16 protein-coding genes are annotated in these 14,165 nt (G+C 34.2%); 2 read left to right on the top strand and 14 right to left on the bottom strand.

Annotated elements, in window-relative coordinates; translation table 11 throughout:
- Positions 1–7 precede the first annotated feature (7 nt).
- The 7 genes from HYN56_RS24090 to HYN56_RS24060 all read right to left on the bottom strand — a co-directional run bounded on the left by HYN56_RS24090 (position 8) and on the right by HYN56_RS24060 (position 6,886).
- Positions 8–640: a phosphoribosylanthranilate isomerase gene (locus HYN56_RS24090; protein WP_109194530.1), complete on the bottom strand. Its 633-nt coding sequence runs from the start codon at positions 638–640 to the stop codon at positions 8–10.
- Between the two features lie 146 nt (positions 641–786).
- Positions 787–1,572 (bottom strand): indole-3-glycerol phosphate synthase TrpC, encoded by a 786-nt coding sequence (gene trpC / locus HYN56_RS24085; RefSeq protein WP_109194529.1) that lies wholly within the window; start codon positions 1,570–1,572, stop codon positions 787–789.
- Positions 1,573–1,644: 72 nt separating this feature from the next.
- The gene (gene trpD, locus HYN56_RS24080; RefSeq protein ID WP_109194528.1) at positions 1,645–2,637 is read right to left on the bottom strand and encodes an anthranilate phosphoribosyltransferase; all 993 of its coding nucleotides are present in this window, start codon (positions 2,635–2,637) and stop codon (positions 1,645–1,647) included.
- Between the two features lie 107 nt (positions 2,638–2,744).
- A complete protein-coding gene (locus tag HYN56_RS24075) occupies positions 2,745–3,311 on the bottom strand; it encodes an anthranilate synthase component II (protein ID WP_091492027.1) in 567 nt (188 codons plus the stop codon).
- A gap of 67 nt (positions 3,312–3,378) precedes the next feature.
- Positions 3,379–3,819, bottom strand: coding sequence for a hypothetical protein (locus tag HYN56_RS24070; protein WP_109194527.1), 441 nt, complete (start codon positions 3,817–3,819; stop codon positions 3,379–3,381).
- 84 nt (positions 3,820–3,903) lie between these two features.
- The gene (locus tag HYN56_RS24065) at positions 3,904–5,304 is read right to left on the bottom strand and encodes an anthranilate synthase component I family protein (protein WP_109194921.1); all 1,401 of its coding nucleotides are present in this window, start codon (positions 5,302–5,304) and stop codon (positions 3,904–3,906) included.
- A gap of 301 nt (positions 5,305–5,605) precedes the next feature.
- A complete protein-coding gene (locus tag HYN56_RS24060) occupies positions 5,606–6,886 on the bottom strand; it encodes a hypothetical protein (protein WP_109194526.1) in 1,281 nt (426 codons plus the stop codon).
- 231 nt (positions 6,887–7,117) lie between these two features.
- On the opposite strand from HYN56_RS24060, the gene HYN56_RS24055 reads away from it, so the two are divergent.
- Positions 7,118–7,354 (top strand): hypothetical protein, encoded by a 237-nt coding sequence (locus tag HYN56_RS24055; RefSeq protein WP_109194525.1) that lies wholly within the window; start codon positions 7,118–7,120, stop codon positions 7,352–7,354.
- Complete coding sequence (locus HYN56_RS24050) at positions 7,345–7,662, top strand: type II toxin-antitoxin system RelE/ParE family toxin (protein WP_109194524.1); 318 nt, start codon at positions 7,345–7,347, stop codon at positions 7,660–7,662. Before HYN56_RS24055 ends, HYN56_RS24050 begins: the two co-directional genes overlap by 10 nt.
- Before the next feature lie 68 nt (positions 7,663–7,730).
- Here HYN56_RS24050 and HYN56_RS24045 read toward each other — a convergent pair whose 3' ends face one another.
- The 7 genes from HYN56_RS24045 to HYN56_RS24015 form a co-directional block, all read right to left on the bottom strand.
- Positions 7,731–8,297, bottom strand: a complete 567-nt coding sequence (locus HYN56_RS24045) for a YceI family protein (protein WP_109194523.1) — start codon at positions 8,295–8,297, stop codon at positions 7,731–7,733.
- Positions 8,298–8,335: 38 nt separating this feature from the next.
- Complete coding sequence (locus tag HYN56_RS24040; RefSeq protein ID WP_109194522.1) at positions 8,336–8,968, bottom strand: NAD(P)H-dependent oxidoreductase; 633 nt, start codon at positions 8,966–8,968, stop codon at positions 8,336–8,338.
- A gap of 10 nt (positions 8,969–8,978) precedes the next feature.
- On the bottom strand, positions 8,979–9,437 hold the full coding sequence (locus HYN56_RS24035; RefSeq protein ID WP_109194920.1) for a MarR family winged helix-turn-helix transcriptional regulator: 459 nt from the start codon (positions 9,435–9,437) through the stop codon (positions 8,979–8,981).
- A gap of 299 nt (positions 9,438–9,736) precedes the next feature.
- A complete protein-coding gene (locus HYN56_RS24030) occupies positions 9,737–11,344 on the bottom strand; it encodes a glycerol-3-phosphate dehydrogenase/oxidase (RefSeq protein ID WP_109194521.1) in 1,608 nt (535 codons plus the stop codon).
- A 218-nt stretch (positions 11,345–11,562) separates the two neighbouring features.
- Positions 11,563–12,039: a DUF6691 family protein gene (locus HYN56_RS24025; protein WP_109194520.1), complete on the bottom strand. Its 477-nt coding sequence runs from the start codon at positions 12,037–12,039 to the stop codon at positions 11,563–11,565.
- Positions 12,040–12,049: 10 nt separating this feature from the next.
- Complete coding sequence (locus HYN56_RS24020) at positions 12,050–12,619, bottom strand: YeeE/YedE family protein (RefSeq protein WP_394336252.1); 570 nt, start codon at positions 12,617–12,619, stop codon at positions 12,050–12,052.
- An 86-nt stretch (positions 12,620–12,705) separates the two neighbouring features.
- Entirely contained in the window at positions 12,706–14,124 is a 1,419-nt protein-coding gene (locus HYN56_RS24015) for an MBL fold metallo-hydrolase (protein WP_109194519.1), read from the bottom strand.
- Positions 14,125–14,165: the final 41 nt, after the last annotated feature.

Raw genomic sequence — 14,165 nt, 5'->3', positions numbered from 1 at the left:
TTAAATTTTAAAAGTTGGCAACGTCAAATTTTCGTTTGAAATTGCTAAATAAATTTCTGTTTTTCAGCCCTGGTTCAATTTCAAATTTACTATTTACATCAACAGCGTAGATTGGTAAATTGGTTTTTGAGATTTCTTCAATGGCTTTTAATTCCTTCATTCCAATGCCACCGCTTAAAAAGAAAGGTTTCTTGGAATTGTATTTTTTTAATATGGTCCAGTCAAAAGTTGTTCCGTTGCCGCCTGGAAGTTTTCCTTTGGTGTCAAACAAAAAATAATCGCAGACCGGCTCAAAAGGTTTTATGACTTCAAAATCGAAATTTTCATCGGCTGAAAATACTTTTATAATTTCGACTTTTTTAGGTAATTGATTTTTTAGTTCTGATAAAAATTCAACGGATTCATGTCCGTGTAACTGAACCGCTTGTAAATTGTATTTTCCGACTTTCTCCAGAATATCTTCCTGACTCTGATCTACAAAAACACCTACTTTTTTGACTGTTTTTATAAGCTCAGGAATCGTTCCGTTAAAATATCGCGCGGATTTTTCCCAGAAAATAAATCCCATATAGTCAGGCAACAGCGCGCCTACTTCGAGAATGTTTTCAGGATATTTCATACCGCATATTTTAAGTTTCATTTTTTTTATTTGTTTTTTGCCACGAAGGCGCTAAGACACTAAGTTTTTTTATTTGTTTTTTGCCGCAAAGACACCAAGACACAAAGTTTTTTATTTTGCAAACCAGTAAAAATTAGATTTGCGCCTTTGTGACTTTGTGGCAAATCTTATTGGTTTATTTGATTGATGAATTCCGTTGCGGCTTGTCCCGCGTTATCGGTTTTCATGAAGTTTTCCCCAATCAAAAAACCTTTGTAACCGTAAGGTTTTAGTTCCTGAATGGCTTCTACTGATGAAATACCGCTTTCTGAAACTTTTACAAAATCGTCAGGAATTTGAGATGCTAAATCTTTACTGAAATCTAAACTTACTTCAAATGTTTTCAGGTTTCTGTTATTCACGCCAATCATGTCCAATGTTGGCATAATTGATTTTTCTAATTCTTCCTGATTATGAACTTCCAGTAAAACTTCTAAACCTAATTTTTTAGCAAATTCAGATAAAGATTTTATTTCTTCTCGGGTTAAAACTGCTGCGATTAATAAAATTAAATCTGCGCCGTGTGCTTTGGCTTCAAGGATTTGGTATTCGTCTACAATAAACTCTTTTCGCAAAAGCGGAATATTTACAGAAGCTCTTGCCAAAAGTAAATCATCTAAAGATCCACCGAAATATTTTCCATCGGTTAAAACTGAGATTCCACAGGCACCAGCAGCTTCATAACCTTTTACTACTTCTTCAACGGTAAAATTATTGTTGATGATTGATTTTGAAGGAGAACGGCGTTTGTGTTCAGCAATAATTCCAGAGTTACTTTCTTTTAATTTCTGACTTAAAGAAATAGTTTGTTTTCCAAAAAATACAGAAGCTTCCAACTGAGAAACCGGAATAATTGATTTCTTCAGAATGACTTCTCGTTTTTTATCTATTATTATTTTATCTAAAATGTTCATTGTTGTTGTTTTGCCACGAAGTCAAAAAGGCACAAATTTATTGGTGCTAATTCGTGAAATTTGTGTTTGTTTTTATTTACTTAAATCTTGTAATTTTTTTAATGCTTGATGACCTTTCCCAGATAATAAACTTTCTTTCGCTAATTCAAAACCTTCTTTTGGAGAACATTTTGTAACGGTTGCGATTGCCATTGCCGCATTGGCGCAAACTACATTGTTTTGTGCTTCTGTTCCTTTTCCTGAAATAATATTCGTAAAAATTTCAGCCGATTCTTCGATTGTTTTTCCGCCTTCAATTTCAGTTTGTGATAAAAGATGAACACCAAAATCTTCCGGATTTAACATTCCCTCCATGTGGTTGGAAATGGTTTTTGTTGGACCTGTTAATGAAATTTCATCATATCCGTCAAGCGAATGTAAGATGGTGAAATTAACATCTGTATTTTGGTATAAATAGGCATACATTCTTGCCAGCTCTAAGTTGAAAACACCAACCAGTTGATTTTGTGGAAATGAAGGATTTACCATTGGTCCCAACATATTAAAGAAGGTTTTTACAGCCAGTTCTTTTCTGATTGGTCCTACATTTTTCATCGCTGGGTGAAATAGGGGAGCGTGTAAAACGCAAACTCCGGCCTGATCGATACATTTTTCTAAAAAGTCAGGATCGTTGCTGAATTTAATTCCCATTTTTTCCATTACGTTGCTGGATCCTGAAATAGATGAAACTCCGTAATTTCCGTGTTTAGCGATTTTAATTCCGGCTCCTGCTGAAACAAATGAAGCTAAAGTCGAGATATTAAAAGTATCTTTTCCGTCACCACCGGTTCCACATAAATCGATAGTATTATAGGCTGATAAATCGACACGAATGCATAATTCCAATAAAGCTTCACGAAAGCCCGAAAGTTCATCGATTGTAATGCTTCGCATCATAAATACGGTCAAAAATGCCGAAATCTGGCTTGGATTATATTGACCGCTTGAAATATTAATCAATACTTGTTTTGCTTCTTCTTTAGAAAGCACTTCGTGATTGATTAATTTGTTTAATATAGTTTTCATTTTTTTAAAGATTCTAAGTTGCTAAGAGACTAAGGTTCTAAGTTTTTACTGTGACTGTAAACTGTGACTGAATACTATCCCGAAGTTTCGGGACTGAACACTGATCACTAACTCTTCACCCAATTCTCTAACATTTTTTTTCCGTTTGGTGTTAGTACACTTTCCGGGTGGAATTGAACGCCTCGAACATCATAATTTTTGTGTCTTAAAGACATTACCTGACCGTTTTCATCAAAAGAAGTCGCTTCAAGTTCATCGGGAAGATTTGTATCTACAACCCAGGAATGGTATCTTCCAACTTCAAATTCTTTTCCTAATCCTTCAAACAGAATTTCATCGTCAACAACTGTTTTTACATTTGTCGAAACGCCATGATATACTTTATCAAGATTTGAAAGTGTTCCGCCGAAAACTTCGCCAATTGCTTGTTGTCCTAAGCAAACGCCAAGAATACTTTTTGTTGGACTGTATTTTTCGATTACTGCTTTTAATAAACCTGCTTCATCCGGAATTCCTGGCCCTGGAGAAAGTAATATTTTTTCGAATGACGCAATTTCATCAATATCAAATTCATCGTTTCTGTAAACAGTAACTTCACAGTTTAAATCTTCTAAATAGTGCACTAAATTGTAAGTGAAACTATCGTAATTGTCTATAACTAAAATCTTTTTCATTTTTTTAAGGTTCTAAGTTTCTGAGATACTAAGTTTTTTACTGAAAACTGAGACTGGCAACTAAATTTTATTTTTCTCGAACGTATTTTTCAACTATAATACGATCTACTCCTAATTTTTCTACTCTTTCTATTCCCTTTTGAATTAAAGTGTCGTTTTGAACTTTCACTACAAATTCAAATTTGTTGTTTTCCCAGTCGCGATTATTGAAAAACTCCAGATTTTCTGTGTAAATGCTGTCTTTCAAAGTATATTTTCCGCCTCCGGCAAAGTATAATGCTGTTGTTGAATCTTTTCCGTTTTTTAAATCATGATTTAGAAAAGCAAAGTGAGTTTCATTTATTATTTTAATCATTTTAGTATTTTTGTTGAAAGTAGAAAAAGTTGAATCTTTCTCAGTAGTTTCAGCCGATATGAGACGCCAGGTTCCTTCAATTGGATTTCTCTTTTCAGAATTGCAAGACGTCAGAGTAATAATTAAAATTAAAATCGAAATTGCTTTTTTCATGGTTTTTATAGTTTGTTTGTTAATTGTTTCAAGTTTAAAGTTTCAGGTTCTATCACTGAACACTAAAAAACGGAACACTGATTACTAAATTTTCTCTGCCATTTCCAGCGCTGTATTCAAGGCTCTTAATTTATTGTAAACTTCCTGCATTTCGCTTTCTTCATCTGAGCTTGCTACAATTCCGGCGCCCGCCTGACAGTGTAATTGATGATTTTTAGAAAGGAAAGTTCGAATCATAATCGCGTGGTTAAAGTTTCCATCAAAATCCATAACACCAATTGCGCCTCCGTAGAAATTACGGTTTGTTTTTTCGCAGTCTTCAATTAACTGCATCGCTCTGTGTTTTGGAGCGCCGCTTAATGTTCCTGCAGGAAAAGTATCCGCAACAACCTGCATCGTTGTTGCTTTATCGTGTAAATGTCCTGTTACTTTTGAAACCAGGTGAATTACGTGAGAGAAAAACTGAACTTCTCTGTATTTTTCCACATTTACATCGTGACCATTTCTACTTAAATCATTTCTGGCCAAATCAACCAGCATTACGTGTTCGCTGTTTTCTTTTTTATCTTCAGAAAGTTCTTTGGCTAAAAGTGCGTCACGTTCATCATCGCCGGTTCTCTTAAAAGTTCCTGCAATTGGATGAATTTCAGCTTTTCTGTCTTTTACAATAATTTGCGCTTCCGGAGAAGAACCGAATATTTTGAAATCTCCATAATCAAAAAAGAACAAATACGGAGAAGGGTTGATGCTTCTTAAAGCTCTGTAAACATTGAATTCGTCACCTTTAAATCCTTGTGTAAAACGGCGTGATAAAACCAATTGAAAAACATCACCTCTGTAACAGTGTTTTTTAGCTAAAGCCACATTTTCTTTAAATTCTTCATCAGTAAGATTAGAAAAACCTTCGCCTTCTTTAGAGAATTTATAAGAAGCAATATTTCTGGATTGCAGTAACTGCTCAATTTCGGCGATATTATTTTTTCCGTCTAAACTGTGGCAGAAAATATAAGCTTCGTTTTTGAAGTGGTTAATGGCAATAATGTTTTGGTAAACTGCATAAAATACATCCGGAATTGAAGTTGCATTGTCTTTTTTTGCAATAGAAACTTTTTCAAAATAGCGAACAGCATCATAAGAAATGTATCCAAATAATCCGTTGTTGATGAACTTGAAATCATTTTTCTCTGATTTAAACTGAGCCGAAAATTCCTGAATTACCTGCGGAATATTTGTTGAAGAATCGATATTAATTTTCTCAGAAGTTCCATCAGGGAAAGTTTTTGAGATGATCTCATTTTCTATTTTGATAGTAGCAATCGGGTTACAGCAGATATAAGAGAAACTGTTATCATTTCCATGATAATCACTACTTTCCAATAATAAACTGTTTGAGAATTTATCTCTGATTTTAAAGTAAATACTAACCGGCGTAACAGTGTCTGCCAGAATTTGCTTGTAATTGGTATTAAGGATAAAAGGTTTCAATGTATATAGTTTTTTAATTGTGTTAGTTTTATATTTCAATTTTGGGCCAAAAAAAAAGGCTTGTCGTGATGACAAGCCTTTTATATTTATAGTTTTCTTACAATACCATAGGAAGCTTTGTTCACGACGTCTGACGTAAATTGCTCCACCACCAAGTATTGTTTAAAATTGTTCTCATTTCTTTATTTTGATGTCACAAATATATAAATGTAATTTTAAATAGAGGACATAAAATTTCAAAAAAATCTTTTCGAAATTTCGAAATTTGTTAAATTTTGTTCATCTGATAGATTACAATTCCTTAATTTCCAATAGCCAGCGTATTGTTTACATTTAATCTAAAATCTGGATTTGCTTTGATATTTGGAAGATAAAATAGTTCACTCAGCTTCACTTTTGTGAACTGAATATCGTTTTGAGGATTACTGTAATAGTTTTTTATTCCTGTATTATTGCTTGCAGATTCACTTTCAATTTCTCCTTTGCAGTTGTTGGCAATAACATTTTTAAAGCTAATTTTTGACAGATTTGCTTCTCCATTTCCAATTGCGCCTTCAAGTAAAATAAAAGGAGCAAAACCTGAAATAGCACTATTCGTTAAGTTGAAAAATGTATTTTCTCTAATGTAAGCTGATTCTCTAACTAATCCCTGATTGTTTTCTTCCAGATTGACCAAAGTGATATTACTTGCATTTATTTTAGTCATTTTTTTAGTCATATCCGTATTGGCAATTTTCTCGTAAGAGTCCACCTCAAAGCATCTTGAACCTGAAATATCTGAAGAAAACGGATGGCGAATGGCAATACTATTGCTGATATTAATTTGAGAACCTTGTGTAAAATCAAAATCATCATCTGTTGTTCTAAATGAGATAAGATTACTAAGATTCAAATCTCCTCCATAACATTCAAAAGAATCATCATTTGAAAAACTGATTTGAATATTGCTTACAATTGTTTTTCTTCCAACTCCGGCAAGAGAAAGTCCATTAAGTTCTTTAGAAGCGCTTAATTTTCTACCTGCATATTCAATTCGCACATATTTTAAAATCCCTGAGTTATCTTCCGGATCCTGACCTCCGTAATGATTTAAAGTCGGCTCCAGATCAAAAGGTAACGTATGAACACCTCCTAAAGTATTAATAGGCGCTTTTCCTAAAACAATAATTCCGCCCCAGTCACCTGGTTTTCTGTTGTTTATTTCATTTTCTGAAGTGAAGATAATAGGGTCAGTTTCCAAACCTTCAGCAATAATTTTTGCTCCGTTTGTAATTACAAGAGTACCGCAGGTTTTATCATCTCCACGAATTACAGTTCCGGGTTCTATTGTTAAAGTAGCGTTATTGGTGACATACACAACGCCAACTAAATGATAAACATTGCGTTTTACTAATCTGGTATCTTTATCAATGGTTCCTGCAATTATATTGGTAGCTTCACTGTAGTCATTTGCAGCAGGTCTGAAACTAGTCCAGTTGTTCATCCAGTTTGTATTTCCGGTAATTCCTTTTGGCTGTTGTTGGGCATGTACGAAAAAGCTGATAATGAATGTGATAGAAGCAATGCGTAATTTTGTTTTCATAACTATGATTTTAATTTCTAGTTTTTGATTTTTTAAATTTTCCCAAAAATAGAAGCCATATGTTAATCAAAGTCCCGACACTTATTACGAAAGCGTTATTTTAATATTAAGAACGTTATGTTTTTGAAAAGAAATTCAAATCGACTTATACCAAATGATATTAAAATTGAAACTAGTAAATTTTCATTTAGAGATAATTTGTAACTTTGATAAAAATAGAAAGTGAAAGTGATGGACTTAGATACTAGAAAAGTAAATTTTATTAGAGACTTTCTTAAATTGGAAAGTGAGAAAGCAATTTCTCAGTTCGAAAAATTATTAAAAAAAGAAACTGAAATTAGTTCCTCATTCGAACCAATGTCAACGGCTGATTTTCAAGAGAGAATTGATGTTTCTATTGAAGATTCTGTAAATGGACGTGTGACAGAAGCTACTGATTTAATTTCTGAAATTGAAAAATGGCGCTAAAAATTTTTTGGACTGATTTTGCCAAGGCAGAGTTGAAGAGTATTTTTGATTACTATAAAAAGACGGCCAGTTTAAATGTTGCAAAGAATCTTGTAGTTGGAATTACAAAAGAAACACTTAAGTTAGAAACACAGTCTGAAATTGGTCAAAAAGAAGAACTTTTACTTAATTATTCAAGAGAAATACGTTATTTGATTTTTAAAAATTATAAGATAATTTATTGGATTAATTTTGAGAAAAATGCAGTAGAGGTTTTGGATGTCTTTGATACTCGTCAAAATCCTGTAAATATTAAGAGAACAAAGTAAAATAGAAAACCCCGACAATTTTAAACTGTCAGGGTTTTATAATTTTTTGAACCAGTAAGTCTTAAAAATTAGAATTTTAAAGCTACTGCTAATTCAAATTCGTCATTGATAGTTTTGTCTCCTAAACCGTCGAAGAAACTACCTGAACCGTATTTAATATCGTATTTAGTTCTGTCAACTTTGAAAGCAGTTGTAGCAGTGTTTCCTTTTACAGTGATGTCAAAAGTTACTGGTTTAGTGATTCCTTTGATAGTTAAATCAGCAGTTACAGTGTAAACATCAGTAGATTTTGCACCGATAGTTTTGAAAACTAATTTAGAAGTTGGGAATTTGTCAGTTCCGAAGAAATCGTCAGCTTTTAAGTGTCCGTTTAATTTTCCTTGGTATTCTCCAGTTAAATCTGTAGAAGTTAATGAAGTCATGTCAACTGTAAAGTTACCACCAGCTAATTTTTTTCCTTTGAAAACTACAGCTCCGTCTTTGAAGTTTACAGTTCCAGAGTGCTCTCCAGTTACTTTTTTACCTACCCATTTGATAGTAGATGCTTTTACATCGATTTTTTTAGTTTGAGCGTTTACTGAAATTCCAGCTGCTGCTACGAATAATGCTATTGCAATTGTTTTTAAATTTTTCATGTTTTTAAAATTAAAATTTGAATTTGATTAATAAATAATTATAGTGTGATAAATAATTCTTCGTGAGATTTTCTAACTTTTTTCTGATGCTGCGATTTGTCTTCATCATGTCTGTAACCTACAGTTGCAATCACTGAGGCATTTAAACCTAATTTATCGAAACCTAAAATTTCGTTGAATTTTGCAGCATTGAAACCTTCCATTGGAGTTGCATCGATTTTTAGTTCGGCTGCGGCGTTTAGTAAGTTTCCTAAAGCTAAATAAGTTTGTTTTGCAGTCCAGATATGTTTTGCTTCTGCAGATAAGTTAGCAATAACACCTTTCATCATATCGCTGAATCCGCCTAAAGCATCAACAGGAACACCTCTTGTTTCACTAATATTATTGATATATTTATCAACAGAAACAGTATCAAGGTTTAAATCATTTGCAAAAATGAATAGGTGAGAAGCATCTGTAATTTGAGTTTGTCCCCATGCTGCCGCTTTTAATTCTTCTCTTAACGCTGGATTTTCAACGATAATAACTTTATATGGTTGTAATCCGTATGAAGAAGCACTTAATCTAACGGCTTCTTTTAAAGTATTTAAATCTGCATCAGAGATTTTTTTTGTTGCATCAAACTGTTTTGTTGCATATCTCCAATTTTGATTTTCTACGAAATTGCTCATAATATTTATTTTATTTGTTGGTTCTAAATTTTTCTAATAACTGATTTAAAAAAACTAATTCTTCTGGTTTTAAATTGTCAGCAAACGTTTTTTCGTGTTCGTCTACTTTCGGATCTAATTCCTTTAAAACATCAAGACCTTTTTGTGTAATCAGGACTTCAATTTTTCTTCGATTATCCGGACAGACATTTCGGGTTACAAATTCTTTTAATAACAATTTGTCTACCAATCTTGTTGTGTTGCTTGTTTTGGCTAGCATTCGTTCTTGTATTACGCACATATTGGCAGGTTTCCCTTTTTGCCCTCTTAATATACGTAACACATTGTATTGTTCTCCGGATAAATCATACGGTTTAATTAACTCGTTGAAATGATCCTGAACCACATTTTGCGTGTACATGATATTCAGAATAACTTTTTTCGCATTATCCATCTTAACCGTACTCTTAATAACCTCTTCAATTGTCATAGTCGTAAGTGTATAATTTGTATATACAAATGTAAAACTTTTAATAGTTGTATATACAAGTTTCATGTTAAAAATTTGTTAATTATAAAAGCGTGTAAGAATCTGAAGAGATTATGCTATTTAAAAATCAGAATAAAATTAATTTAAATTTTGAATTAATTTATTGATTTTTAAGTATTTAACCTTGAAATAATTTTGAGCTAAAATTTTGATGGTTAAATTTGACTATGCAGCATTTTTTTAATAAAAGATACTGTTGAAAGCAAAAATGTTCTTGTTTTTTTATGTAATAGGGAGAATTATAGCTTCTGAAAATCTATTTTTGAGCTGTTTCTGAACTCAGAAAGCAGAAATCCTTTCGAAATTTCATTAAAATCTTCGATTTCTTTACTAATCCAATTTTCATCACGATTCAATTCTTTAGCCATAATTCGGGCTGTCTTTTCAGCAGATTGAATTGCTGCTCTTGCATCTAAAAATAATAAACGAACGCGTCTGGCCAAAACATCATCAACTGTTCTTGCCATTTCGTAACGAACGGCCCAAACGACTTCGGCAATCGTGAATTCGTGATTTGGATGCAGCTTTTCTTTTAGTTCAGGATTTTCTTCCTGTAATTTTAATAGTTGAGGAATATCGCTACCATAAATATAAAGATGATTTTCTCTATCAGCAGAAGTCGTAGTTTTATTTCCGTGAATGCTTAAATGTTCTGTAATACATAGCTTTTTAGGAAGCTTACCTTTTAATATAGCTTTGTCTATTATTTCTTCGGCCATTTTTCTGTACGTTGTCCATTTTCCGCCGGTAATGGTTATTAAGCCGGTTTCAGAAACAATTATTTTATGACTTCTCGAAACTTCTTTGGTACTTTTTCCTTCTTCTTTTGGAGCTGCCAACGGACGTAAACCTGCAAAAACAGAAAGTACATCGGCTCTTGTTGGTTTTTTTGCCAGAAAACGTTGTGCAGTGTCCAGTACAAATTGAATTTCGCTTTCTAATGCAATAGGTTCCAGACTTTGTTTTTTGATCAAAGTATCTGTTGTCCCAACTACAATGCGATTATGCCACGGAACAGCAAATAAAACTCTTCCGTCTTTGGTTTTCGGAATCATCAAGGCGTGTTCACCTGGGAGGAAAGATTTATCAAACACCAAATGAATTCCCTGACTTGGAACAATGTATTTTTTGTAAACGGTATCGTTTAATTTCATTATGGCATTCGTAAAAACGCCAGTCGCATTTATTACAACAGAACCTTTTAAGTTATAAGTAATTCCGGTTTCTTGGTCTATTGTTTCAACGCCAATAATTTGATTGTTTTTGTCTTTTAAAAGATTGACAACTTTTGTGTAATTTAGAATACAAGCTCCATTTTCTACGGCAGTTTGAGCAAGATTGATGGCCAAACGTGAATCATCAAATTGACCGTCATGATAAATAACGCCATTTACCAATCCGTTTTCTTCGACGTTTGGAAGCATTTCAATAGTTTTCTTTTTTGAAATGTACTTTGAACTTCCTAAACTCAAACAACCTGATAACAAGTCGTAGATTTTTAATCCGATAGTATAGAAGTAACCGCTCCACCAATTGTAATTCGGAATCACAAAAGATTGATTTTTGACTAAATGTCCTGCATTCTGAGCCATTAATCCTCTTTCTTTTAAAGCTTCTCTGACTAAGTGAATGTCTCCTTGTTCCAGATAACGCACACCGCCGTGAACCAATTTGGTGCTTCGGCTGGAAGTTCCTTTTGCAAAATCTACAGCTTCTAATAATATGGTTTTGTAGCCTCGGCTTGCAGCGTCAATGGCTGTTCCTAGTCCGCTTGCTCCTCCGCCTATAATTATTACGTCCCAATTTTCGGTATTTTGTAGTTTGGATAACTGCTCTGAACGATTCATATTTTTTATGGGACTTATTTGTTTAAAGCAAACTTAACGAAATGAAATTAAAAATTGATGAAGAAAGATATTTAACCGCAAAGCACACAAGATTCTTTTTTAATTAGGTTGTATAAAGCGCAAAGTTCGCAAAGCTATGTAAATAATCTTTGCGAACTTTGCGTATATCTTTGCGAACTTTGCGGTTAAATCAACTTCAAACTCAAACCTGAAACAAATTAATGAGGCAGTTTATCCTTAATCAATCCATAAACCCAGGTTCCGAAAATCGCACTTACCAAAGTAACCACAATTACAGTTGCTCCTGTGCCAATTTGAGCGAAAAGCGGGCCAGGGCAGGCTCCGGTAATTGCCCATCCGAAACCAAACATTAACCCGCCATAGATTTGTCCTTTATTGAAAGTTTTTGGCTGAATTTCGATTTTTTCGCCATCAAGAGTTTTGATGTTGAATTTTTTAATTAATTGTACAGAAATTAATCCAACTACGACAGCGCATCCTATTACACCATACATATGAAACGACTGGAAGTGAAACATTTCCTGAATACGGAACCAGCTGATGATTTCGGCTTTTACGAATACAATTCCAAAAAAGATCCCGACAATTAAGTATTTCAGATTAGCAAACGCCGTTTCTTTTTTCTGGCTTGCATTAATTCCTTCGCCGTCTGTATTTTTATTTTCTAAATTCATTTTTGAAATTTTAAAGTGAAAGAATATAAGGTAAAATCAAAAGTGACATTACAAAACCGCCAATCATAAAACAGATTGTAGCGACTAAAGAAGGCCATTGTAAATTTGAAAGCCCCATAATCGCATGTCCGCTGGTACATCCTCCCGCATAACGCGTTCCGAAACCAACCAGAAATCCGCCTACAACCATCATAATGAATCCGCGAAGCGTTAATAAACTTTCCCAGGAAAACAGTTGAGCAGGAACTAAGCCAGTATGATCCGTGATGCCGTAACCCGCTAATTGCTCAGAAAGTTCCGGAGCAATTTCGACCGGATTTGGATTAGAAAGCAAATAGGCAGCAATAACTCCGCCAAGGAATATTCCGAAAACAAAGAATAAATTCCAGCTTTCTTTTTTCCAGTCGTATTTAAAAAAGGAAATATTTGCAGGAATACAAGCCGCACAAATATGACGAAGGGAAGAACTAATCCCGAAAGATTTATTTCCGATAATTAATAAAATCGGTACAGTTAATCCAATAAGCGGGCCTGCTACGTACCAAGGCCAAGGTTCTTTAATAATGTCTAGTATGCTCATTTTTTTAGGTTCAAAGGTTCAAAGGGACAGAGGTTCAAAGGTAAAAACTTTGTCGCTTTGCACCTTTGTATCTCTGTACCTTAAAATTATGCGTTTAATGTTTTGCTTTGGCAAACAAAATCAGATTTTGGGAGATTGGTTTTTGAAATCGCTCCAAAACCGCCTTCCACTTCAGAGAAATTTCTGAAACCGCGTGCTTGCAAAATAGAAGCAGCAATCATACTTCTGTAACCGCCGGCACAATGCAGATAAAAATGCTCATTTGGGTTAATATCTTTTACCCAGTCATTAATATAAGCAAGAGGCTTGCTGTACGCGTCTTCAATATGTTCTGCTGCGTATTCTGTTTCTTTACGAATGTCGATAATTTTATCAGTTTCGATATTCACTTCGTTTGCAAATTGTTCTGCTGTGATTCGGTTTACAGTATCCACTTCAAAACCTGCTTTTTGCCATGCTTCAAAACCGCCTTCCAGATGTCCAATAATAGTATCAAAACCAACACGGCTTAAACGCGTAACGGTTTCTTCTTCCATACCAACTGTTGTAACCAAAATAATGGGCTGTTTTACATCGGCAATCAGAGTTCCAACCCACGGTGCAAAATCACCATTGATTCCAATATTAATGGATTGTGGAATAAAACCTTTGTGAAAATCGGCTGCACTTCTTGTATCCAAAATTAGAGCGCCGGTTTCTTCTGCAACTGCTTCAAATTCTTTTACGTTAATAGCTTTCATTCCGTTATGTAAAACGGTTTCAAAACTTTCGTATCCGCCTTTGTTCATAGCAACGTTCATACTGAAATAGGCAGGAGGAGGCAATAAACCATCTGTAACTTCCTGAATAAACTCAGCTTCGGTCATGTTGGCGCGCAAAGCATAATTAGTAGCTTTTTGATTCCCGATAGTCGAAACGGTTTCTTTACTCATGTTTTTTCCGCAGGCACTTCCGGCACCGTGCGCTGGATAAACAATCACATCATCGGCAAGTGTCATAATTTTATCTCTTAAAGAATGAAATAAAATTCCTGCCAGTTGGTCTTGTGTCATTCCGGCTGCTTTCTGTGCTAAATCCGGACGGCCGACATCTCCGATAAATAAAGTATCGCCTGAGAAAATGGCGTGATCTTTTCCGTTTTCATCAACAAGTAAAAATGTTGTACTCTCCATAGTGTGACCAGGAGTATGCAAAACTTTAATAGTTACTTTTCCGATTTTAAACTCTTGTCCGTCTTTTGCAGAAATGCAATCAAATTCGCAGGCAGCGTTTGGTCCGTAAACAATTGGAGCACCAGTTTCTTTACTTAAGTCAACGTGTCCGGAAACGAAATCGGCGTGGAAATGGGTTTCAAAAATGTATTTCAACTTTACGTTGTCTCTCTCCAAACGATCTAAATAAGGCTGCGTTTCTCTAAGAGGATCAATTATAGCGGCTTCACCATCTGAGGTAATATAATAAGCACCTTGTGCTAAACATCCGGTGTAAATTTGTTCTATTTTCATGATATGAAATCTAAAATATGTGGGGTACAAAGATAACTTTG

It is taken from the genome of Flavobacterium crocinum, assembly GCF_003122385.1.
Classification (GTDB): Bacteria; Bacteroidota; Bacteroidia; order Flavobacteriales; family Flavobacteriaceae; genus Flavobacterium; species Flavobacterium crocinum.
The sequence above is the reverse complement of the archived record's forward strand: the minus strand, read 5'-3'. Positions and strand labels throughout refer to the sequence as shown.

What these genes read in the sequence shown, in the direction of transcription:
- HYN56_RS24040 (WP_109194522.1), bottom strand. Translation starts at nt 8,968, where the DNA reads ATGAGCAATTTCGTAGAAAATCAAAATTGGAGATATGCAACAAAACAG.
- HYN56_RS24045 (WP_109194523.1), bottom strand. Translation starts at nt 8,297, where the DNA reads ATGAAAAATTTAAAAACAATTGCAATAGCATTATTCGTAGCAGCAGCT.
- HYN56_RS24020 (WP_394336252.1), bottom strand. Translation starts at nt 12,619, where the DNA reads ATGAGCATACTAGACATTATTAAAGAACCTTGGCCTTGGTACGTAGCA.
- HYN56_RS24025 (WP_109194520.1), bottom strand. Translation starts at nt 12,039, where the DNA reads ATGAATTTAGAAAATAAAAATACAGACGGCGAAGGAATTAATGCAAGC.
- HYN56_RS24090 (WP_109194530.1), bottom strand. Translation starts at nt 640, where the DNA reads ATGAAACTTAAAATATGCGGTATGAAATATCCTGAAAACATTCTCGAA.
- HYN56_RS24035 (WP_109194920.1), bottom strand. Translation starts at nt 9,437, where the DNA reads ATGACAATTGAAGAGGTTATTAAGAGTACGGTTAAGATGGATAATGCG.
- trpD (WP_109194528.1), bottom strand. Translation starts at nt 2,637, where the DNA reads ATGAAAACTATATTAAACAAATTAATCAATCACGAAGTGCTTTCTAAA.
- HYN56_RS24030 (WP_109194521.1), bottom strand. Translation starts at nt 11,344, where the DNA reads ATGAATCGTTCAGAGCAGTTATCCAAACTACAAAATACCGAAAATTGG.
- HYN56_RS24015 (WP_109194519.1), bottom strand. Translation starts at nt 14,124, where the DNA reads ATGAAAATAGAACAAATTTACACCGGATGTTTAGCACAAGGTGCTTAT.
- HYN56_RS24050 (WP_109194524.1), top strand. Translation starts at nt 7,345, where the DNA reads ATGGCGCTAAAAATTTTTTGGACTGATTTTGCCAAGGCAGAGTTGAAG.
- trpC (WP_109194529.1), bottom strand. Translation starts at nt 1,572, where the DNA reads ATGAACATTTTAGATAAAATAATAATAGATAAAAAACGAGAAGTCATT.
- HYN56_RS24075 (WP_091492027.1), bottom strand. Translation starts at nt 3,311, where the DNA reads ATGAAAAAGATTTTAGTTATAGACAATTACGATAGTTTCACTTACAAT.
- HYN56_RS24060 (WP_109194526.1), bottom strand. Translation starts at nt 6,886, where the DNA reads ATGAAAACAAAATTACGCATTGCTTCTATCACATTCATTATCAGCTTT.
- HYN56_RS24055 (WP_109194525.1), top strand. Translation starts at nt 7,118, where the DNA reads ATGGACTTAGATACTAGAAAAGTAAATTTTATTAGAGACTTTCTTAAA.
- HYN56_RS24070 (WP_109194527.1), bottom strand. Translation starts at nt 3,819, where the DNA reads ATGAAAAAAGCAATTTCGATTTTAATTTTAATTATTACTCTGACGTCT.